Origin of the sequence: Vibrio barjaei (assembly GCF_001639065.2) — a bacterium.
Taxonomy (GTDB): domain Bacteria; phylum Pseudomonadota; class Gammaproteobacteria; order Enterobacterales; family Vibrionaceae; genus Vibrio; species Vibrio barjaei.
This window is the reverse complement of the sequence record NZ_LQXO02000042.1, coordinates 103,928-125,192: the sequence shown is the minus strand read 5'-3', so window position 1 is coordinate 125,192 and position 21,265 is coordinate 103,928. Positions and strand designations below refer to the sequence as shown.

19 protein-coding genes are annotated in these 21,265 nt (G+C 44.2%); 6 read left to right on the top strand and 13 right to left on the bottom strand.

The features are described 5' to 3' along the window. Window positions 1-13 precede the first annotated feature (13 nt). From AWH66_RS19000 to AWH66_RS18965, 8 genes are all read right to left on the bottom strand, one after another. On the bottom strand, window positions 14-1,015 hold the full coding sequence (locus tag AWH66_RS19000; RefSeq protein WP_420882870.1) for a formate dehydrogenase subunit gamma: 1,002 nt from the start codon (window positions 1,013-1,015) through the stop codon (window positions 14-16). A gap of 86 nt (window positions 1,016-1,101) precedes the next feature. Beyond that, window positions 1,102-1,710: a formate dehydrogenase FDH3 subunit beta gene (fdh3B, locus tag AWH66_RS18995; RefSeq protein ID WP_006075147.1), complete on the bottom strand. Its 609-nt coding sequence runs from the start codon at window positions 1,708-1,710 to the stop codon at window positions 1,102-1,104. Between the two features lie 11 nt (window positions 1,711-1,721). Continuing rightward, window positions 1,722-4,577: a formate dehydrogenase subunit alpha gene (locus tag AWH66_RS18990; protein WP_063606692.1), complete on the bottom strand. Its 2,856-nt coding sequence runs from the start codon at window positions 4,575-4,577 to the stop codon at window positions 1,722-1,724. 9 nt (window positions 4,578-4,586) lie between these two features. After that, window positions 4,587-4,805 (bottom strand): transcriptional initiation protein Tat, encoded by a 219-nt coding sequence (locus AWH66_RS18985; protein WP_063606693.1) that lies wholly within the window; start codon window positions 4,803-4,805, stop codon window positions 4,587-4,589. 56 nt (window positions 4,806-4,861) lie between these two features. Beyond that, window positions 4,862-5,485 carry a TorD/DmsD family molecular chaperone gene (locus AWH66_RS18980; protein ID WP_038230559.1) on the bottom strand — a complete coding sequence of 208 codons (624 nt, stop codon included), beginning with the start codon at window positions 5,483-5,485 and terminating at the stop codon, window positions 4,862-4,864. Between the two features lie 12 nt (window positions 5,486-5,497). After that, the gene (locus AWH66_RS18975; RefSeq protein ID WP_063606694.1) at window positions 5,498-7,159 is read right to left on the bottom strand and encodes a 4Fe-4S dicluster domain-containing protein; all 1,662 of its coding nucleotides are present in this window, start codon (window positions 7,157-7,159) and stop codon (window positions 5,498-5,500) included. 256 nt (window positions 7,160-7,415) lie between these two features. Beyond that, window positions 7,416-8,006 carry a DUF3306 domain-containing protein gene (locus AWH66_RS18970; RefSeq protein ID WP_063606695.1) on the bottom strand — a complete coding sequence of 197 codons (591 nt, stop codon included), beginning with the start codon at window positions 8,004-8,006 and terminating at the stop codon, window positions 7,416-7,418. Next, complete coding sequence (locus AWH66_RS18965; RefSeq protein ID WP_006075141.1) at window positions 7,996-8,487, bottom strand: DUF3305 domain-containing protein; 492 nt, start codon at window positions 8,485-8,487, stop codon at window positions 7,996-7,998. Before AWH66_RS18965 ends, AWH66_RS18970 begins: the two co-directional genes overlap by 11 nt. Before the next feature lie 103 nt (window positions 8,488-8,590). On the opposite strand from AWH66_RS18965, the gene AWH66_RS18960 reads away from it, so the two are divergent. After that, a complete protein-coding gene (locus tag AWH66_RS18960) occupies window positions 8,591-9,418 on the top strand; it encodes a formate dehydrogenase accessory sulfurtransferase FdhD (RefSeq protein WP_038223221.1) in 828 nt (275 codons plus the stop codon). Window positions 9,419-9,538: 120 nt separating this feature from the next. Here AWH66_RS18960 and AWH66_RS18955 read toward each other — a convergent pair whose 3' ends face one another. Beyond that, a complete protein-coding gene (locus AWH66_RS18955) occupies window positions 9,539-11,125 on the bottom strand; it encodes an ABC-F family ATPase (RefSeq protein ID WP_038230565.1) in 1,587 nt (528 codons plus the stop codon). A gap of 248 nt (window positions 11,126-11,373) precedes the next feature. On the opposite strand from AWH66_RS18955, the gene AWH66_RS18950 reads away from it, so the two are divergent. The 3 genes from AWH66_RS18950 (at window position 11,374) to AWH66_RS18940 (ending at window position 15,130) form a co-directional block, all read left to right on the top strand. After that, window positions 11,374-13,716, top strand: coding sequence for an ATP-binding protein (locus AWH66_RS18950; protein WP_063606696.1), 2,343 nt, complete (start codon window positions 11,374-11,376; stop codon window positions 13,714-13,716). Window positions 13,717-13,724: 8 nt separating this feature from the next. Next, the gene (locus tag AWH66_RS18945; RefSeq protein ID WP_063606697.1) at window positions 13,725-14,603 is read left to right on the top strand and encodes a mechanosensitive ion channel family protein; all 879 of its coding nucleotides are present in this window, start codon (window positions 13,725-13,727) and stop codon (window positions 14,601-14,603) included. Window positions 14,604-14,758: 155 nt separating this feature from the next. Further along, complete coding sequence (locus AWH66_RS18940) at window positions 14,759-15,130, top strand: thiamine-phosphate diphosphorylase (protein WP_240495640.1); 372 nt, start codon at window positions 14,759-14,761, stop codon at window positions 15,128-15,130. Between the two features lie 82 nt (window positions 15,131-15,212). Here the strand turns inward: AWH66_RS18940 and AWH66_RS18935 are convergent, their stop codons facing one another. Genes AWH66_RS18935 through AWH66_RS18920 form a run of 4 tightly spaced genes read right to left on the bottom strand, consistent with a single transcriptional unit; the run spans window position 15,213 to window position 19,353 of the window. Continuing rightward, window positions 15,213-15,431 carry a DUF1059 domain-containing protein gene (locus tag AWH66_RS18935; protein WP_240495639.1) on the bottom strand — a complete coding sequence of 73 codons (219 nt, stop codon included), beginning with the start codon at window positions 15,429-15,431 and terminating at the stop codon, window positions 15,213-15,215. Next, window positions 15,421-15,867, bottom strand: a complete 447-nt coding sequence (locus AWH66_RS18930; RefSeq protein ID WP_063606699.1) for a GNAT family N-acetyltransferase — start codon at window positions 15,865-15,867, stop codon at window positions 15,421-15,423. Before AWH66_RS18930 ends, AWH66_RS18935 begins: the two co-directional genes overlap by 11 nt. Window positions 15,868-15,881: 14 nt before the next feature. Beyond that, entirely contained in the window at window positions 15,882-17,906 is a 2,025-nt protein-coding gene (locus AWH66_RS18925; protein ID WP_063606700.1) for a sensor histidine kinase, read from the bottom strand. Then, entirely contained in the window at window positions 17,899-19,353 is a 1,455-nt protein-coding gene (locus tag AWH66_RS18920) for a sigma-54-dependent transcriptional regulator (RefSeq protein ID WP_063606701.1), read from the bottom strand. The genes AWH66_RS18925 and AWH66_RS18920 overlap by 8 nt, the downstream gene beginning before the upstream one ends. A 324-nt stretch (window positions 19,354-19,677) precedes the next feature. Between AWH66_RS18920 and AWH66_RS18915 the strand changes: the two genes are divergently transcribed. After that, window positions 19,678-20,511, top strand: a complete 834-nt coding sequence (locus AWH66_RS18915) for an ABC transporter substrate-binding protein (RefSeq protein WP_268680794.1) — start codon at window positions 19,678-19,680, stop codon at window positions 20,509-20,511. Beyond that, window positions 20,511-21,209 (top strand): ABC transporter permease, encoded by a 699-nt coding sequence (locus AWH66_RS18910; protein ID WP_063606702.1) that lies wholly within the window; start codon window positions 20,511-20,513, stop codon window positions 21,207-21,209. The genes AWH66_RS18915 and AWH66_RS18910 overlap by 1 nt, the downstream gene beginning before the upstream one ends. The last annotated feature ends 56 nt before the right edge of the window (window positions 21,210-21,265 follow it).

Below are 21,265 nucleotides of genomic sequence, written 5' to 3'. Positions count from 1 at the left end.
GTTCTCTACCCCTTTACGTTAGTTTCTGCTCTGGTTTTACGGACTCAGGTTTGGCTTCGTTTGCCGTCGCTGCACCTTCGCCGCTCTGACCTTGTTTCATTTCCTCGTACCAAAGATCGTGGTGTTCTTTCGCCCAAGTTTCGTCAACGTCACCAGTAACCATCCCTTCTAATGCCCCTTCCATTCCGAATAGACCGATATAGATATGGAACACGAATCCGCAAATCAGGATAAGAGCTGAGAACATGTGAACTAGGTTAGATAGCTCCATATCTTTTCTCGTTTGCCCAAAGATAGGGAAATCGAGAATAAGACCACTCACTGCCGCGATAGCACCAAAGAAGATAAGCAACCAGTAAATCGCTTTTTCACCACCGTTGGAGAATCCAGCAGATGGGTGCGAGCCTTTATGCTTACCGACCATTCCACCAAGTTTCATGAACCATTGCATGTCTGTCTTATTAAAGATGGACTTTCTCCACCATTTAAATAGAACAGCAAACAACAGAATAAAGAAAATTGGTCCCATGTAGTTGTGGTATTGCTTAGCGAGATACACTGTCCAACCCCATAGCTCGGTCGGGACATAAGGCTTCATAAAGTGTTTGCCATAGACAAGCATTAAGCCACTAAATGCCAACGTTAGAAAGGTAAACGCCATACTCCAGTGGAGAGCACGGTCCATTCTCGACCAACGACGTAGCTTGTTGCCGGTGCGAGCCCCGCTTAGTTTCAAAGGGCCAACTAAGAAGTACATCAATACCACCATACTGATACTGCCAAAGATTGCGACAGCTGCAGCAGGTGACATCCATTTTTCTTTGAGGATAAACCACGTTTCCCCTGGCGTACTGATTAACACCCCATGTTCAGGAGAAGCAGACGTTGTTGTGCCTTCCACCCCTTCTTTCACGTGACGCCAATAATCCGCACCCGCGAGTTGCGTCATCTCACCTCTAACGACTTGATTGCTTTTACTCTCTTCTGCTCTTACTCCAAACGACAGTACAAGCATCACTGCGGCCAATAAAGGCAGCAGTGAGAGAGCCAATTTTCTAAGCAAACCTTGTTCTTTAAACAAAATAGGCATAGAGCTCTCCATTAGCTTTTCGTTGCGTCGTAAGCCAGATCATTGCCGTCAGTCCAGCCAGCATTCTTAGCGCCGCGCTCTACAACACGTTGACGGAAGATATCAGACACTTTTTCTGCATCACCCGCTAACAATGCTTTTGTTGAGCACAATTCAGCACACATAGGCAACTTACCTTCTGCAATACGGTTAGCACCGTATTTTGCGCGTTCCTCTTCAGAGTTGTCTTCTGTTTCAGGACCGCCAGCGCAGAATGTACATTTGTCCATCTTACCGCGTTCGCCAAATGCCGCCTGTTTCGGGAATTGCGGAGCACCAAATGGGCATGCAAATAAGCAGTAACCACAACCGATACAAAGGTCTTTGTTATGAAGTACGATGCCATCTTCGGTATGCTCAAAACAGTCTGCTGGACACACCGCCATACATGGCGCGTCTGTACAGTGCATACACGCAACTGATATTGAGTTTTCACCAGGTAGACCGTCGTTTAACGTAACAACACGTCTACGTTGGATGCCCCACTCAAGCGCATCATCGTTTTCATTTTTACATGCAGTGACACAACCGTTACATTCGATACAACGCTTGGTGTCACATAGGAATTTCATTCTAGCCATCTTATGACTCCTTACGCTTTCGTGATGTTACAGAGAGTGACTTTAGTTTCTTGCATCTGAGTCACCGGATCATAACCATAGGTTGTTGCAGTGTTCGCTGCTTCACCTATGACGTAAGGGTCACAACCTTCAGGGTATTTAGAACGAAGATCTTCACCTTGGAACTTACCGCCGAAGTGGAAAGGAATAAACGCCAAACCTGGTTTAACACGAGGTGTCACCATCGCCTTGACTTTGATTCGTCCTTTCTCTGCACCTTCAACCCATACCATGTCACCATCTTTAAAGCCGATGTCATTAGCATCTTTAGGGTTAACCTCAACAAACATTTCACGTTGTAGTTCAGCTAGCCACGGGTTTGAACGTGTTTCTTCCCCACCACCTTCGTATTCAACCAAACGCCCAGAAGTCAGTACGATTGGGTACTCTTCCGATTTGTCCTGATCCTGAATCGACTTATACATGGTTGGTAGACGGTAGATTGATTCGCTGTCATCCCATGTTGGGTAGTCAACAACAAGATCACGTCTTGGCGTGTAAAGAGGCTCACGGTGCAAAGGAACACGGTCAGGGAAAGTCCAAACAATTGTACGAGCTTTAGCATTACCAAATGGCATACAACCATGCTTAATCGCAACGCGCTGGATACCACCAGATAGGTCGGTCTTCCAGTTTTTGCCTTCTGCAGCGGCTTGCTCTTCCGGTGTTAGATCGCCCCACCAACCCAGTTGTTTAATAAGCTTGTCGCTGAACTCTGGATAGCCATCTTCAAGTTCACAACCCAGAGAGTAACTGTCTTCTGCAAGCAAGCTCTTTCCTTCAAATTCCACACCAAATCGAGCTCTGAAGTTACCACCACCTTGCGCCACAGGTTTCGATGTATCATAAAGAATATGAGTACCTGGGTGTTTCATTTCAGGTGTACCCCAACATGGCCATGGAAGACCATAGGTTTCACCATTGATAGGACCGCCTTCGGCCTCCAAGGAGGTCTTGTGGAAGGTATGCCAGTTTTGTTGATGCAGTTTCAAACGCTCTGGGCTTTGACCGGTATAGCCAATGGTCCACATGCCTTTATTGAATTCACGAGTAATGTCTTCAATGTTTGGCTGGTTATTTTCGACTTTAATGTTCTTAAATAACTGCTGCTCAAAACCAAGCTTCTTAGTCAGAAGGTACATGATCTCATGGTCTGGTTTTGAATCGAACAGAGGTTCAATGACTTGGTCACGCCACTGAAGTGAACGGTTTGATGCTGTTACTGAGCCGTGAGTTTCAAACTGCGTCGTTGCTGGCAGAAGATACACACCATCAGTACGGTTATTCATAACCGCAGCGTGTGTTGGATATGGGTCAACAATAACCATCATGTCGAGTTTTTGCATTGCTTTTTGCATCTCAACACCACGAGTTTGCGAGTTAACCGCATGGCCCCAGTAGAACATTGCACGAATATTATCGTTTTGCTCGATGTTGTCTTTGTTTTCAAGGACACCATCAATCCAACGAGAAACAGGAATACCCATGTTGTTCATCGGTTTCTTGCCGCGATACTCGTTTTGGTCAAAACGTTCTTTAATCCATTCATAGTCAACATCCCATACTTTAGCCCAGTGTTTCCAGGAACCGTCTGCTAGACCGTAATAGCCGGGTAACGTATGAGATAGTACACCTAGGTCTGTTGCGCCTTGAACGTTATCGTGACCACGGAAGATGTTGGCACCACCGCCAGAACGGCCGATATTACCTAACGCTAACTCGAGAACACAGTATGCACGAGTATTGTTGTTGCCCGTCGTATGTTGAGTACCACCCATACACCAAATGATGCTTCCCGGACGGTTTTCAGACAGGATCTTCGCAGCTTTGTAGACATCTGCTTCACTCACACCTGTTACACGTTCTACTTCTTTTGGATTCCATTTCGCGACTTCCGTACGGATTTCGTCCATACCAAATACACGTTGGCGAATAAACTCTTTGTCTTCCCAGTTGTTCTCAAAGACATGCCACAAAATACCCCAGATGAACGCTACGTCGGTACCCGGACGCAGTGAGCAATAATGATCAGATTTTGCAGCCGTTCGGGTTCGACGAGGATCCGCAACCACAATCTTACATCCATTCTTTTCTTTGGCGATCAGAATGTGCTGCATTGCAACAGGGTGTGCTTCTGCTGGATTAGAACCAATGAACAGCATTGATTTACAGTTATGCATGTCATTGAAAGAGTTCGTCATCGCACCATAACCCCAAGTGTTTGCAACACCCGATACAGTTGTAGAGTGACAAATACGGGCTTGGTGGTCGACGTTATTCGTCCCCCAAAGCGATGCCATCTTTCTGAACATATAGGCTTGTTCATTGTTGTGCTTGGCACTGCCCAACCAATAAACCGAGTCAGGGCCCGACTCTTTACGGATCTCAAGGACCTTGTTACCAATCTGTTCGATAGCTTCGTCCCAAGAGAGCTTTTTCCACTTACCGCCTTCCAACACCATTGGGTATTTTAGACGACGTTCGCCATGTCCGTGCTCACGCAAAGCTGCGCCTTTCGCACAGTGACCGCCGGCGTTAAAAGGGTGATCAAAAGCTGGTTCTTGACCGGTCCAAACGCCATTTTGAACTTCTGCGTATACACCGCAACCTACCGAGCAGTGAGAACAGATAGTACGTTTTACTTCTGTTTTCGCATCGATTGGCACTTCTTTCGCTTCGGCTTTTTTAATCATTCCTGGCGCAAACGCATAGGCACCTGCTGCTAAACCACCAGCTGCAATGGATGAATTACGCATGAAAGCTCGGCGGCTTAGACCTAACTTGTTTTCATTTTTGCTGACGCTCTCGGAGCGTTTGGTCAATTTCATGAGAAGCTCCTAGAGTGTGTCGTAATAGTCTTTGACGTGTTGCGTTTCACGATAACCACTTTTGTTTTGGTCATCCTGCTTAACATCAACAAGTTCAGTATTTGTTGCTGCTTTCGCAGTGCCAGAAATTACGGCTCCGGCTACAGCCGCTGTTGTCAATCCCTTTAAGAGATTTCTGCGACCTTCATTAAGTTGTGGCTGTTCGCCGTTTTGTTTTGCTTTGCTCATATATTGCTCCCTGAGTGGATGCCTATCCGTGAGATGGCATCTCTAGTTCGCGGACATTACTTCGTGGTTATGTTCTTAACGTCTATCTTCATTTTCGTCTGCGTAGAGCTTATGCTTTCAGCATATTTCACCTGCTCCACATCGAAAAACGCTTCCATAAGTGTAGAAACAGCTCGGTAAAACTGCGCACTTTTTGCGCAATCTATCTGTCTACACAAATCTTGATACCAAGGAGAAAGGTGCTTATTGAAAAACGTCTTCGCTTGCTCTTCTTGGTTTTGACTGATCAAATACGCCATCACTTCACTGATTGCTGAGATATGATCTTCCGGCTCTTTGACGGATTCATCTCGCTCCAAACCCAGTTGATTGAGGTCGTGTCTAATTAGTGCTAAAGGCTTCTCCATCAAAGAACCTGTCAGGTGCCAAGAGGCGAAAGGGACAACCTCACCTCTTCCTACTCCTATAAACAAATCTTGATATTCATCTTCTAAAGCACTGACTTCAGCTTTTTGAGCGGCTTTAGAAAGTAGTTCCCAAGCCGCGGTCATTTGATTGATCCCAACTTCGATTTCTAAGGACGATAGAAAATCGATCGTTTCACGTTCTGGTGCTCCACGACAAAGCGTTGAGATAAGCAAATAAATGTCACTTCTAAGCTCGTTGTATTCGTTATCCATTGACATTTCTTCCTAGTATTTCAGTTGCTCAGATGGGTTTTCTGCCATGCTTTCAAACACATCGACCACTCGGCAGTCTTCACACATAGCGATACGTCTTAATGATTCTTCATTATCAAAATGCGAGTGACCGCGTAACTTATCTTGTAGCATGGTTATCATGGATTGAGGAGCAAATGGTTTACCGCAGCGCAGGCATTCGGCCGCTTTTTCTTCATGAAGCGCCACAGCTGAGCGGCGGGATTCACTGTCCCAATTGATACGTTGGGTCAACGACAGAGCAGATTCAGGACAGGCTTTTTCACACATGCCACACTGAATACAATCTTGTTCTATAAAGTCTAAGGCTGGTCGATCACCATCGTTGTGTAATGCTTTTGTTGGGCACACGGCCACACAGGCCATACATAACGTACATTTGTCTGTGGCACACTCTACAGTGCCGTATGGTGCGGTCGTTGGTAGTGGCAAGATGCTCTGTTCGACTTGGCGCTGTTCTACTAAGGCATCAAGAGCGTGGTACAAACGCGCCCTTTTATCACCTTGAATATCACCGAGTCTAAGACCAAGATCTTCTTCGGTAAGAGTCGGAAGCCCTTCTCTTAAAGACTCAAGATAAAGAATGTCGATGGTTTCACGGGCCAAACCCAAACTATCAAGCAGTTGCTGAGCCATACCCACTTCGCGATTTAACACCGTTTGAATCGTTTCCGGCATATGCTTACTAGCAGCAAACAACACTTGTGTTGCGCCATTTACCAAGGCTGCAAACCAAGTATCGATACCCACAGAAGGTAATTCTTCGACAACAACGGGAATTACATTGTCTGGAAGGACATTCAAGGCCATAACGTTGTAGGACTCGTGGCGAGAGCTGCAGATAAGGACAATCGCTTTTTCACCACCTTGGCTATGGTAGTTAGCAAGCGTTCGTTCGATAAACTTCTGCGTCTCCTGAGGGGTTGGCAGCGCATAGTGAATGGCTTCGGTTGGACAAGCGGTTGCACAAGTTCCAACGCCTTGGCATAGGTAAGGGTTAATTTCGATCTTATGGCCGATCTTATCATTACCTTCACTACTTAATGCACCTGCTGGACATGCATTCACGCAACGCTCGCAGCCTTTAATGCCTCGAGAGCTATGCGCGCACAAATCCGTATTAAGTCGAAAGAACTTTGGCTTATCAAATGTGCCCATTAGCCCTGGTATTTCCTCCAGAGCATCAGCAAGTTTAGGATACCCGCGCCCCACTGGATAATAACCCGGGACAGGCACTTCTTCCGACATACAGCCATTCAGAGATAAGTCCAGAACCACATCAAACACATCACGGCCAATAGAGACTTCAGCAAGATTAACCGCTGATTGATTATTTTGAATGTGGACACTGAAGGTTCCGAGAAACCCGGAAATTTCGATACTGTCGGCGTAATAGAGATTACCGTTGTCCGATGGTTCTCCATCTGTCGATAACAAAGTGACTGAATGCATAGTAGACAGCTGCTCAGCGGTACTTGTTATGATGGCAGTAGGACCAACGATTAATGTATCACCGTGACTTTCATAACTCACAGTGGGTGGTATGAGATTCGACAATTCAACGGTATTTTCAAACGCGAAACTTCTGGCGCGCCCATTTTGAGTCGTCGATTGTTGTAATAGTTGTTTTATCATTGCTTGCTTCCAGTGCAGGAGTCTTGACGCTCCATAGCTATTGGTTTTATATGAACCATATGTCATTGTTTGCAATATCTGTTCCAACTCGTACAAAAGCCAAATTTACTGATTTATTAGTAAATTAGCTTAAATACCATTGGGAAAATTAGGGAGAAATGTCGCGTGAGACAAAATGTCTCATTTGGTGAGAAAATATTATGAGACAAAATGTACCTATATTTTGTGTGGTAAATTTTGTCTCATAATCAATTGATTACGAAGTCTTGTCATTTGGTTCGTGGTCATCAAAACCTTGGTTGTCGAAATAATCTGCATCCGCCTCAGACTTCTCTATATCATCCTGCCCTTCAGTTTCTGTGTGTAGAGCTTCGATGTCTTTGTCGTCTTGTTCAGGTTGAACTGAAGCAACTGGCTCTTCAGACTCTGTCTCATCCGCCACATTTTTTATCCAGCCACGCAATGTTTCAGCCACATCAGACGCCAACGGTTTTACCGCTGAATAATCATGGTCGTAATCGTTGAGTCCATCTACAACATTATATTCAGGACTCATGAACATCTTACGCAGTGCTGCCTTTTTGACAGCTTTATCTACCTCTGGATTAGCCAGTAATTGAGAGACTGAAAGCTCTTCGGGTTTCTCAGGAACCTCAGAATCGAGCGACTTTTCACCTTCCGAACTGCACTCTTCATGTTCTGCTTGCTCTCGCTCAACTTCTGACTCTGCGTTACCCTCAGAGACCGCATCAACTTCATTGCTTTCTGGCAATGCGTCGAGCTCTAATTCGTCTTTATTCTCGTCGAGCTTACGCTGCGACCAACGTGATAGAAAACTACTGGCCACTTGAACGCCCCGCTCCTTTACGCTTTTTACGTCTCACTTCCAATAACTCTCCATGACGACCTATGAAAGCTTCCATCCAAGCTTGAATGGGTAATGGTATTGGTTTTGACAACACAAGATAGTCGCCGTCCATAAATGAGCCAGCAACTGCCTGTGAAGCCGTAACCATAATTGGCGTTAAACTGGTTTCCTCATGTGAATCTAAAACAACGAACAACATTGGATTTTGCGAGCTCAAGTTAAATCGGTAATCAGTACGCTCGTCGCGATAAAGCTCCAAAGTGGCATGAGGCTTGCTGATATCCGTAACTTCTAATTTAAATCCATCGAGTTCTCGCTGTGTTGTCGTCCAGCGACCCACTTGTTTTTCAACGATGGAAAGATCGATTTGTAGCGGCCATTGATGCTCGTTTTTCTCGACAATCAGACCGTCTACCAAAGAATCTTGGTTAGGAATGGATTCAGGTGATTCTGGATGCATTTCATGTCCCTAATTTTAGCGTTTGGTATTTGCTTACTTAATCAATCTTAGCAATAATCAAGCCAATAGCCTCATGCTAGCGACCAACAAAAAGGATAAACGCGTGGTTAAACCCAACATTATTAGAACAAGCGAAAATCCCCTACAGACCATTGAAGTCGATGTCTATGACGAATATGGAGAAAAGCTAACCAAACAGATTGCCTGTGAACGACCTCTTACCGTTATGTTGAACTGGAAAGAGATCGTCACTCTTATGACTCTTGGCTCAAGACCAGACTCATTAGTCCTGGGGTATCTGAAAAACCAAGGTTTCTTGTCGGACCCTGATGCCATTGAATCACTGATAATCGACTGGGAAACTCACTCTGCTGCCGTCATTACCAAAGAAAATACCGACTTCCTCGACGAAGCGTTGAAGAAAAAAACCGTCACTTCAGGTTGTGGTCAAGGCACAATGTACGGCAATGTGATGAAACAGCTCGAAGGTTATCAAGTTCCGCAAACGCCTCTAAAACAGTCACAAATCTATGCGACTTTAGAAGCACTAACGCACTACAACGACACCTACAAAAAAGCGGGGGCCGTTCACGGATGTGCTATCTGCCAACAAGATAAAGTACTGTCTTTCGTTGAAGATGTTGGTCGACACAATGCCGTAGACACACTCGCTGGTGAAATGTGGATTAATCAAGAAACTGGTGAGGACAAGATTTTCTACACCACAGGACGTTTGACCTCAGAGATGGTTATCAAAGTGGCACAGATGGGTATTCCAGTCCTGTTATCTCGCTCTGGCGTAACTCAAATGGGCTTAGACCTTGCTAAACAATTTGGTATTACCACCATTGCTCGAGCCAAGGGATTACGCTTCCAAGTGTTTACTGGGGCGGAGAAGATTGAGTTTGATGTGAAAGGTGAGCAAGCATAATAGTTGCTTGAGATATTAAAAAAGGAGTCCTAGGACTCCTTTTTGTTTGGTTCGAATGTCGCTATAAGAGGTTCCTGTTTTACTTAGGAATAGCGACTCTGAGGCCAATACTCTAGATGATTAAACACCGCGAGCTTTCAAGAACTCTTCGTATGTGCCTTTGAAATCCGAGATCTTGTTGTCTTTGATTTCGAGAATGCGTGTCGCGATTGACGATACAAACTGACGGTCATGTGATACGAAAAACAGCGTACCTTTATAGTTTTCTAATGCTAAGTTCAATGACTCGATAGACTCCATATCCATATGGTTAGTTGGTTCATCCATCAGAAGCATGTTTGGCTTATGCATCATAAGTTTACCGAGTAACATACGACCTTGCTCACCACCAGACAGTACTTTGACTGATTTTTTAATGTCATCCTGGCCAAACAACATACGTCCTAAGAAACTACGTACCACTTGTTCATCATCGCCTTCTTGGCGCCACTGCCCCATCCAATCAGTCAGGTTCATGTCTTCTTCAAAATCATGAGCATGGTCTTGGGCGTAGTAACCGATATTGGCATTTTCTGACCATTTAAACTCACCCGTTTTCGGTTCAAGTTCACCGGCTAATGTATTAAGTAGCGTTGTTTTACCTACACCATTCTCACCGATGATTGCAACACGCTCGCCAACTTCAAAGATAGCGTTAAAGTCAGACCACAATACCTCTTCAAAACCATTAGATAGGTTTTCCACGTTCAAAGCATTTCTGAACAGCTCTTTTTCTTGATCAAAGCGGATAAATGGGTTTTGACGGCTTGACGCTTTCACTTCTTCTAACTGAATCTTATCGATTTGCTTAGCACGAGAAGTTGCTTGCTTCGCTTTCGATGCGTTAGCTGAGAAACGAGAAACAAACGTTTGTAAATCAGCAATTTGTGCTTTCTTCTTAGCGTTATCAGCTAACAGACGTTCACGAGCTTGTGTAGCAGCAAACATGTATTCATCATAGTTACCCGGATAAACACGTAACTCACCGTAATCCAAATCAGCCATATGTGTACACACGCTGTTTAAGAAGTGACGGTCGTGCGAAATGATAATCATGGTGCAATTACGTTGGTTAAGTACCTGCTCTAGCCAACGAATCGTATCCATATCCAAGTTGTTGGTTGGTTCATCAAGTAGCATGATGTGCGGGTCTGCAAACAGCACTTGCGCCAATAGAACACGCAGCTTCCAACCTGGAGCAACTTCACTCATTAATCCAAAGTGTTGTTCTTCAGGAATACCAACCGCAAGTAGCAGTTCTCCTGCTTTTGCTTCCGCCATATAACCATCAAGCTCAGCAAACTGAACTTCAAGGTCCGCAACTTTCATCCCATCTTCTTCGCTCATTTCAGCTAAAGAATAAATACGGTCACGTTCTTGCTTGATGGCCCAAAGTTCTTTGTGACCCATAATAACAGTGTCTACAACCGTGAACTCTTCATAGGCGAATTGATCCTGGTTTAGTTTTGCTACTCGCTCGTTAGGGTCGTAAGAAACGTTACCGCTTGTTGGCTCCAACTCGCCGCTCAAGATTTTCATGAATGTAGACTTACCACAGCCATTCGCGCCGATCAGACCATAACGGTTACCTTCGCCAAACTTGATAGAAATGTTTTCAAACAGTGGTTTAGCACCAAACTGTTGAGTGATATTTGCGGTTGATAGCACAAGCGTTACCTTTGAGATTAAACAAAACTGCGCAACCCTACAGTCTCTTGCCTTCAGATGCAAGTGACAACTGCATTCCCGCCCTAATGATGCGTAGGATTCTGGTGACTCGACGTGCATCTTTTTAGCTGTGAAGCAATATTCTCTATCTTTTTATTGGCTGTCACGTGCAGAGTGTGGCGACGCTAACTACACTAAATTAAGAATTTAAATAGTTACAACTAGTTACGAACAGTGGTGTGCTAATAATGATCAATAAATCTCTCTGGATAGCAGTGTTAACGCTTTGCCTTAGCTTTCCAGCCTCTGCACGATGGGATTACCAAGATGACGATAATCCTGTCCCCTCTGAAGACGCCCAATCACTGGCTACTGAAATCGCCGCGTTACCTGCGAAGTTATTCTTAACGCCTCAAGACAACAATAAGGTAAGACGTCTACTCGCTTATACGTTAGATCAACAAGACCGTGAAATCTTGTCTTACGATGAAGCACTTGCGGTATTTCGCGATGATGTGACTGACGAACATTGGTTTAACGTTGAAACACAGTACCTCACTCTTAACAGCTTGAGTCACAGTAAACAGAGGTTGCTAGAACTGGCCTCGGACAAGACATTTGATCAGCTTACTGGGTTTGGTCCAGATGGTGTGACTCAGTTTAAACAAGAACTACGTATATCCACGTTAAATGCTGAATACTTTATTTTCTTCCAATTAAGGAGCTTAAAAACCTTGGTGAAGGAGATATTTATCTCCCCAGTGCCGGTCATTTGGGTTGGAATAAAAGTCTTCTTTATATATTGCATCTTAATGTGGTGGTTGGCTAATCAACGGCGCTTATTTGATCAACTTAAATCACATGTTGCCTCCGCTGTTGGGAAACCACCTATATGGGTTCGGTTTATTTGGTATCTTGGTCGAGCGAGTGTTGCAATTGCTTGGCTGATTGCTATTACTGTCTCGCTACGCGTACTTAGTAGTATCGAGGCGTTATCTCAACTGTCGTATTTGGAGTTGTTTACGTGGTGGATACTTGGCGGATCTATTGCGATTTCATTCATTTTGGAATTCGTTCACCGTAATAGTTTCGCAACCAGCAAGGCCATAGTGGCACATAGACTCTCAACTGTAAGGCGTTACGTTTGGAGCTTTATCGTTGCAGGTCTTGTTCTTCAGATAGCAGCACAGACCCTTGGCAAGGGTACGATTTATTACTGGATATCAAGCTTATTCTCATTCTGGTTTGCGCTAATCACCCTAACCGTAATAGTCATGTGGAAAGATACGGTTTTTCACTCACTAGAAAAGATTCCCGAGAAGCCGTTATGGGTTACTTGGGCAACAACTAAGAAAGACCTATTCATCATTGGTTTGGTCGCAACGTCTATCGCGACCTTATGGATTGCCCTACACCATCTTAAAAACCGTCTTATTGGATTGTTGTCGCAATATACCGTCTTTAATCAAGGCCTTACTTATCTGTTCAAAATTGAGGTGGCGAAACAAACCGGTAGCAGCGCAGACAATAATTTAGTGCGAGTAAAAGGCGACGCTGCTTTTGATTATGTACTACCTGGCGATGACTTCAGTCCTTTAGTGGAGTACGCCAAAGATGATTTCCAGCAGCTATCAAAATACCTGCTAACCAATAGTCCAGCAATCTGCGTTGTCACTGGTGAACGTGGGATTGGTGCAACTAGACTATTAAAACAGCTGCTACATAAAGTGAAAAATGCTGAACCCGTTTACGTCAATTGTCCCCTAGCCGGGTACAACCAACTGTTGGTGCACTTTGCAGTCAGTATTGGCCTAGAGGAAGACGCAAGTGAAATGAAAATCCTCAGTCATTTGCGTAAGAGCAACACCAATTACCTAATTGCTATTGATAACTGCCAAAGGCTAGTTAAACCTAAAGTCGGTGGACTAAACGATTTGATTCGATTTACTAACCTACTGCGCCGTTCAAAGCAAAGCCACAGAGCGGTGTTTTCTATAGAGAAAGCCAGCTGGCGATTTGTTGATAGAGCTCGCGGTGAACGCCTATTATTTGACTGGGTGGCGTTCCTTCCTAAATGGACCGAAGATCAAATAGGAGCGCTGCTGGATAGCCGGATTAACCAAGGCAACGACAACAAAGTTGGTTTTGAAGGATTGGTTGTGCCTAAACAGTGGGACAACGACAGTGAATCTGAAGAGGATCGTGCAAGGCAAGGCTTCTACCGTATCCTGTGGCACTATTCTGATGGCAATCCCACCGTTGCACTGCGCTTCTTTAGATTTTCACTGCGACGTAATAAAGATACCGATGCAGTGGTTGTCCGTCTGTTTCATGCACCAGAGTCTGAAGAACTCGATAAAATGCCAAAACCTATGTTGGCAATTCTACGTTCAATCGTTCAATTAGAAGCAGCTTCTCCCGAAGATGTCTCAGATTGCACGCAACTTACGATCTCTGAAGTCATTGGGACATTGCGCTATTTTCAAAGTCGAGGTTACATTGAATGGAAAGAAGATAAGGCGCGTATTTCAGACCACTGGTTTAGGCATATTACTAATGTGTTGGATCGCCAACACTTGCTGGTTAAGTAGGAGGTAACATGAAACAGCTTATCTACATTATTGTTTTGTTATTACTGCCTTCTGTTAGCTTTGCCAACGAAGAAATCGCCTCTGTGGACAGTATTACTCAATTTGCCACCTTGATTCGTTGGTCTGGTGTCGTTCTAAGTGTCATCATCATTATGGCAACTTGGTTACTGATTAAGTTTATGAACTCCTTGGTGGACAGCATCGGAAGTCAGTTCGTGCAATATCGAATGCTTTTGCAAAAGCTACAGTCCTTCTTGCAGTTCTTCATCTACATGACCGCTGGTATCGTGGTATTCATGTTGAGCTTTAGAATCAACGACCATATCCTTGCTCTCATTGGTGGCACGCTTGCAGTCTCAGTAGGTTTCGCTATGAAAGACCTTGCCGCCTCCTTTATCGCAGGCTTAACTGTGATGATTGACCGACCATTCCAAGTGGGTGACCGTGTCACATTCGAAGGTAATTATGGTGATATTTTGACCATAGGGCTGCGTTCTGTGCGCATGAGAACCTTAAATGACGACATCATTACCATCCCAAACAATAAATTCCTTAATGAGGTCACGGTGAGTGGAAACTACGGTGCACTCGACATGCAAGTTGTGATTCCGTTCTATATCGGAATGAATGAAGATATTGTCTTGGCGAGAAACTTGATTCAAGAAGCGGCTTCCTCAAGTCGTTATATTCATCTGCCTAAACCTGTTACCGTGCTAGTGAAACAGACCATCACAGACAATTATCTAGCGATTCAACTGACCTGTAAGGCGTATGTTGTTGATACCGCCTATGAGAAACTGTTTGAAACTGATATTACCCTGAGAGTTATGGAAGAGTTCAAAAAGCACGGTATTAACCCACCACAAATCGCCGTCAGATCAAGCTAACAACGTCCGAACGACAATACTAAGTAAATGAAATTTGTCGTTTAGATAAAAACTGCAAGTTGATGTGCCACAACGACCTATCTACTATTCCGAGCAGTTACGGTAGTAGGCGTGACAACGCGTACTGCCTCTCTGAAACCTTTGGAGTAATTGTCGTGAACAAATTTCAGAATCTGAATTACGATAAAATGGGTAAAGAACGCATCAAGCGTGAACATGATTTATTAAAGCTCAACTGTGTTAGTGACAGTGAGTTCGAATCAAGAATGGCGGTATGGGACCGCATGGCACTTTCTTCTGCACCACTGGGAGCAGCAAAAAATTTTATTGAAGCGACGTTTAACAAATTACAAAACGACGTCGTAAATGCAAGTCGTGACTTTCAAGTAAGTTTTAGTGACTTCGAAGCAATGGCAAAAGACGAAATTAACTACATTCGAATCAATGTAGCGGATCAAAAAACACAATTTGTGTGGTATGCCATTATCACTTTAATGGTTGCTGGAACTGTCGCTATCTGTATGTAGCCACATCAACATTGACTGTTTGCAATGATATCTCGATATACATCGAGATATCTATTGTGAATAACCACGAGCTTATCTCATATTACAAAGCGTCAAACTCACGTTTCTTTTCTTCATACCACGCTTTCATTTCCTCAGGATTTTGCATCATTGCTTGAATCTTATTCATTGCATCAAGGTGTGCTGGCTCTTGTTTCTGATACATTTCCATCCCGTGCTGCTTACTTAATTCAGCAATTTGTTCAAATGTTTCTGCTTCAAACACCAAATCGCAAGCTCCACCAAGTTGTCTACAAGTCATTGATTTCATCTGGCTCCCTCTTCATATAGACAAAGTGCTCATCCTCTCTAAGGGTAGTGAAAGAATGACGTTTATACAGATGATGAACTTTATTTCCTTGCAAGTGGCATAGGGTGAGTGGCTTAGATTTCGCCCTTTTGATGCAAGAACGTAGAATCTGGGAACCAATCCCTAAGCCTTGAAATTCCGGCAATAGAAAGAAACGCCCTAAGTAACAATCGACTTCTTTGTTTTGGAATAAGTAACAGCCAACCCTTTCACCTTGCACTTCAATAACCATCGGCCTAGCCTGCTGCCACTCTTGGCGATGCAATTCCTGCTGCAAGGGCTCGTGCCAGCCAAAGACGGTATGAACGGCTTGATATTCTGCTCGTTTTTTCAAAAGATATAGAAAGTCGTAGTCATCCTTAGTGGCAATACGCTCTGTATACTTCATTCGAATTTCTTTCGTTATGCGCTAACCAGTAAATGATGATCCGCTTTTTGCGGTAAATAAAGTGTAAACTGGCTACCCTCACCAAGCTTAGACTTCACACGGATCTCACCTCCCGTTTGGCTCAGAATACTCTGAGATACAGAAAGACCTAATCCAGTACCATCTCGCTTAGTGGTAAAAAACGGATCGAAAATTCGTTTGATATTGGCATCAGAAATGCCGCAGCCTTCGTCTATAACATGAATCAGTGAGCCTATGCTTTGTCCTCCTTCTACCCAATCTTCTGTTAAGACGGTTAAACGCCCCTTACCTTGCATAGCATGAATGGCATTCATTTGCAGGTTGACCAGTATTTGCAGAAGTTGATGTCTATTCACTTCGACTGGCGTTTTCGCATTAAGGTCGACGATGAATTCAACGTCGCGTTTCTTCGCTCCAGTTCTTACCAATGTGACGCTTTCATCCACAATTGGATTCACGTGCTGCCATGTGACTTCATCTTGCACACCGCCTTGGCGACTGTATTGAAGCAGACTTCGAGTAATGTTTCGAATGCGATCGATTTGCGCCAATATGACATCAATTTCTTCTTCAACACGAGATACATCGGATCCCAATTCGAAACGCATAAGCTCAACGTTGCCCAAAATAACTGCTGTAGGGTTGTTAATCTCATGGGCAATGCCCGCAGTTAGCTCCCCTAAGGCGGCCAGTTTTTCATTGGTAACAAGTTTATTTCGAGTTTGATTTAACAGCTTGATATGTAACTCAAGCTGCTCCGTTTTCTCTTTTAGGCTGGCGGTACGAGAATGCACTTTACCTTCAAGTTCATGAGCTGCTTCTTGAATCTGCTCATTACGGAACTGTAGTTGATTAAGCATGTTGTCAAACTGCTTAGCGAGTTGACTTAGCTCGTGTTTATCATCCAGCCCTAACGCACCAATACGTTCTTCATCTTTGCCTAACTGAACCATTTTTACCACACGATGAATCTGTTCAATGGGTCTAAATAGATCCCGAGCACCGCGATAAACAATAAAGCCAGAAGCCAAAAGTAAGCCGATGATGATGACACTCACCTCACCGATGTTAGTGATATAAGTTTTAATTAAAGGCCAAACTAAATAGCCAGTATAGGCAATGCCCACAATGTTGTTATCGATATCGCGAATCGGCTTGTAGCCAGCGATGTACCACGTATCGTAAACGTACGCTTTATCTATCCAACTCTCACCCTTTACTAACACGGCATTGCTAACTTCTTCAGACACTAAGGTACCAAGTGCCCGCCTACCGGTGTATGACTCGTCCATCGGTACATTGGTCGCAATTCGTAAATCATCAAGGAATAAGGTCACCGTTCCTTGTATATGACGTTCACGGTTACTCACTGGATAAATGGTGTCGCGAATACGGTCCACCAGTGCCAAATTGTTGTTCATTAAGACGCCGCCATCCAAATAGCCAAGTAAGTGACTGTTGTCATCAAATACAGCGATGATTGAGCGGCTGACCAGAGAGCGTTCCTCAAGCACGTGGTTTTCTTGTTGCCAAACCTCTGAATGTTCCGCCAGTGACGGTTCCATCTCAAAAGCTGCAGCTCTCGACAGCACATCAAAGAAAGAGCGTTGCTGTGCCATTTTTCGGTATCCGGATTGACTAATCTTGTTAGCAGGCATCCAACGCAAGAAATCCAGTTGATAACGCTCACGTTGAGAACTTACCCACACATCAAATTCGTTATTGGTTTGAATATGAGTTAAACGAGTCCGAAACTCATACGATTCCGAGAAGGCTTGGATGTGGTCGTATTGTTCATCTTGCAAGCTATCGATTTTGTCGCCAACGATGCTTAAGCGTTCAGATACGTCAATCAGCGCACTCTGCCATGTATAGTGAATGGACCAGTAAGCCGTTATACCAAATAACGCGATCAGGGTGAGGAAAATAGGCGCTGACGTTAAAAACAACAGACGGTATCGAACCATTGATTTGGTTCTGTAGCGCCATTTATTCCAAAGGCGCATCAATCTATTCATCTGCGCAGCCTTCGTCCCACTCTTTGTATTTACGTTCTAATGTCTTACGTGCTACACCTAGATCTCGCGACGCTGCCGATTTATTGCCGGAATGCGCTTCTACCACCTGCTGAATATGAGATTTTTCGACATCTTTTAGAGACCAAGAGTTAGGATAACCAAACTGGCCATCTTGAATCGCCGAATTCGCGGGCATTGTGGTCAAATCGTTAACAGACATGGTGATAGAAGTGTTAACCGGAGCTCCTTTTAACTCATTGAAGTAGTGAGCTGGCGGTTTATTGAGAAGAATGCAGCGTTCTAACAAGTTCTTGAGTTCACGCACATTGCCCGGCCAATCGTAATCTTGCATGGAGTGCATATCCTCATGAGCCCATTTGGGCTCTGGAACACCCAGTTCTTTGGCAAGCGCCCGAGTAAAGAAAGGTACCAAGTCTGATAAGTCGGCAAGGCGTTCTCTTAACGCTGGCACTTCTATTTTCAAAACATTTAACCGGTAGTAAAGATCCTGCCGAAACTTCCCTTGATCGACCTCTTCTTGTAGGTTGCGATTAGTTGCGGCAACGACTCTAACATCAATACTGATCTCTTTTTCTGTACCCACAGGTCTAACCGTTCTCTGCTCAAGTACACGCAGTAAAGACGCTTGCATCGCCAGGGGCATTTCACCTATTTCGTCTAAAAATAATGTTCCCCCACTGGCAACCCGGAAAAGCCCTTCTCGATTCTTCTTAGCACCAGTAAAAGCACCTGCGGCGTGGCCAAACAATTCACTTTCCAAGAGTTCTGGAGCTAGTGCACCGCAATTTACAGCAACAAATGGCCCTTGTCGTTTACTGGCCGTATGAATACCTCTCGCGACCAATTCTTTGCCTGTTCCCGACTCTCCTTCTATCAACACCGACGCTCTAGATGGCGCAAATTGACCGATGAGCTGTTTTAAGTTCTTGGTCTTTTCAGAAAGGCCGATAATTTCTTTACTAACACGTCGGCTAATATCATGACTCAAAGCAACATTGATTCTTTCAGCCAGTCGCTTATCCATACAGCGTTTAACGGCTTGTAGCATTTGGTCTAGGTTGAAGGGCTTTAAGATAAAATCAGACGCTCCTAGTTTTAAAGCACTGATTGCGACCTCCAAGTCAGCGTAACCTGTCATAAATATCACGTCGGCTTTACGATCTAAGTCGTTAAACGCTTCTTCCCACTCAATACCAGACCTGCCAGGTAAGTTGATATCCAAAATGATCAGATCATAGTGGTGGTTGATCCTAAGCTGTTCGGCTTCTTCAACACTTCCTGCAGTGTCGACTTGTCCAAACCCTTTACTCAGTGCTTTTTTAAGAATGGCTTGCATACCGACTTCATCATCAACGACAAGTACAGAGAAAGCGAGATATGGAGACGTCAGTTGGTTGGTAATTTCGGAGGTTTGAAAAAAAGTCATAAATATATGTATTCGTTCCTGTTTGAGACAGAGTGTACCAATCTGCTACAAAACATCATGGGTTAAATTGCGACATTTTGTCCCAGCTCAAACTAATTGTAGTTTAACTGCGAGAAATATTAGCAAAATGTCGCACTTTGCCGCTTTTTTTCTAAGGAAATTATGGCATTGTCTTTGCTTAAAGGTAGCACGCGTATAGGAATAGGTACCATACGCATGACGAAGGGTACCTAGTGTATGAATTATGCTGGTGGCGTTGTTCTTCACCAAGCTGTCATGCGTTTACGTAGACTAATGATAAAAATAACCAAAATGGACAATATTATGACATTCTCAAGATTAATGGTTTCTGCTGTGTCTCTAGCGGCACTATCTGCAACGGCTTATGCAGATAGTACAGATACCGACCAATCTCGCATCCGCCTCGCAACTACAACCAGTACCTACCATTCCGGTCTTCTCGACTACCTACTCCCAGAATTTACCACTGATACTGGCTATCAAGTTGATATTATTGCAGCTGGTACAGGTAAATCTCTGAAAATGGGAGAAAATGGTGATGTTGATGTCGTTATGACACACGCTCCTAGAGCGGAACAGAACTTTGTCGATGCGGGCTATGGTATAGAACCACGTAGCGTAATGTATAACGATTTTGTAATCGTAGGACCAGAGAAAGACAGCGCTGACGTACACGATCAGAAAACTATAGAAGAAGTGTTCTCACACATCGCTAAAACTAACGCCATTTTTGTCTCTCGAGGTGATGACTCTGGTACTCACAAAAAAGAGCTGCAAATCTGGAAACAAACTAAGATTGAGCCTAACTTCGGCGGCTATCGTTCTGTAGGCCAAGGTATGGGACCAACACTTAATATGGCCTCAGAAATGCAAGGCTATACGATGACAGACAGAGGGACGTGGCTTGCTTACCAAGCTAAGCTCGACCTTGAAATTTTGTTCCAAGGTGACAAGCAGCTCTTCAATCCGTACCAAGTCATTATTGTAAACCCAGAGCGTTACCCTACTCTTAATACCAAAGGCGCTCGCGTACTGAGTGACTGGTTGGTATCAGATAAGGGACAATCTATGATCAATAGCTATCGTAAAATGGGCGAACAATTGTTCGTGGCTGACGCGAAGAAAACGAACAGTTAATGAGCATCACCGAAACCACTATGGAGGCGTTAAGCCTCCTATTTAGTCTAGACAAAGATCTATGGCGTATCGTAGCCGTGTCGTTTAGCGTCTCTATATCCGCCGTGTCACTGGTTGTTTTGCCCGCCATTATTGCCTCCTATTTTTTAGCTTACAGTAACTTTCCCGGAAAATGGTTTCTGCTTTCATTGGTCAACACCATGCAAGCGATTCCAACCGTTGTGATTGGATTGCTTTTGTATATGCTGCTATCACGCTCGGGACCTTTGGGTGACTGGGAAATGCTGTTTACACAACGCGCCATGATTGTGGGTCAAATATTGATCTGTTTTCCAGTTTTGGTGTCGATGATGCATGGGGCTTTGCAAAGTACTGACCGAAGAGCAATGGAAACCTCTGTAACACTAGGTGTTTCACGTTTTAGAACGCTCATGACGCTCATTTGGGAGTCGCGTTTTCCGTTAATGGCCGCTGTGATTGCTGGTTTCTCTCGAATCGTCACCGAAGTGGGCTGCTCAATGATGGTCGGTGGTAATATAATGGGCCTAACCAGAAATATCCCTACAGCCATTGCTATGGAGAGCCACAAAGGTGCTTTCGCACAAGGCGTCGCCTTAGGAATCGTCCTATTGGTGTTGGCATTGGTGCTTAACTTTATGCTGTCATCAATGCGTGGTAAAGGCGTCCTTAGAACTTAACTTGCTCAACGTTTTTTGTTTCAAACACTATAATTAATCCAAGACTCTGCTTGAGG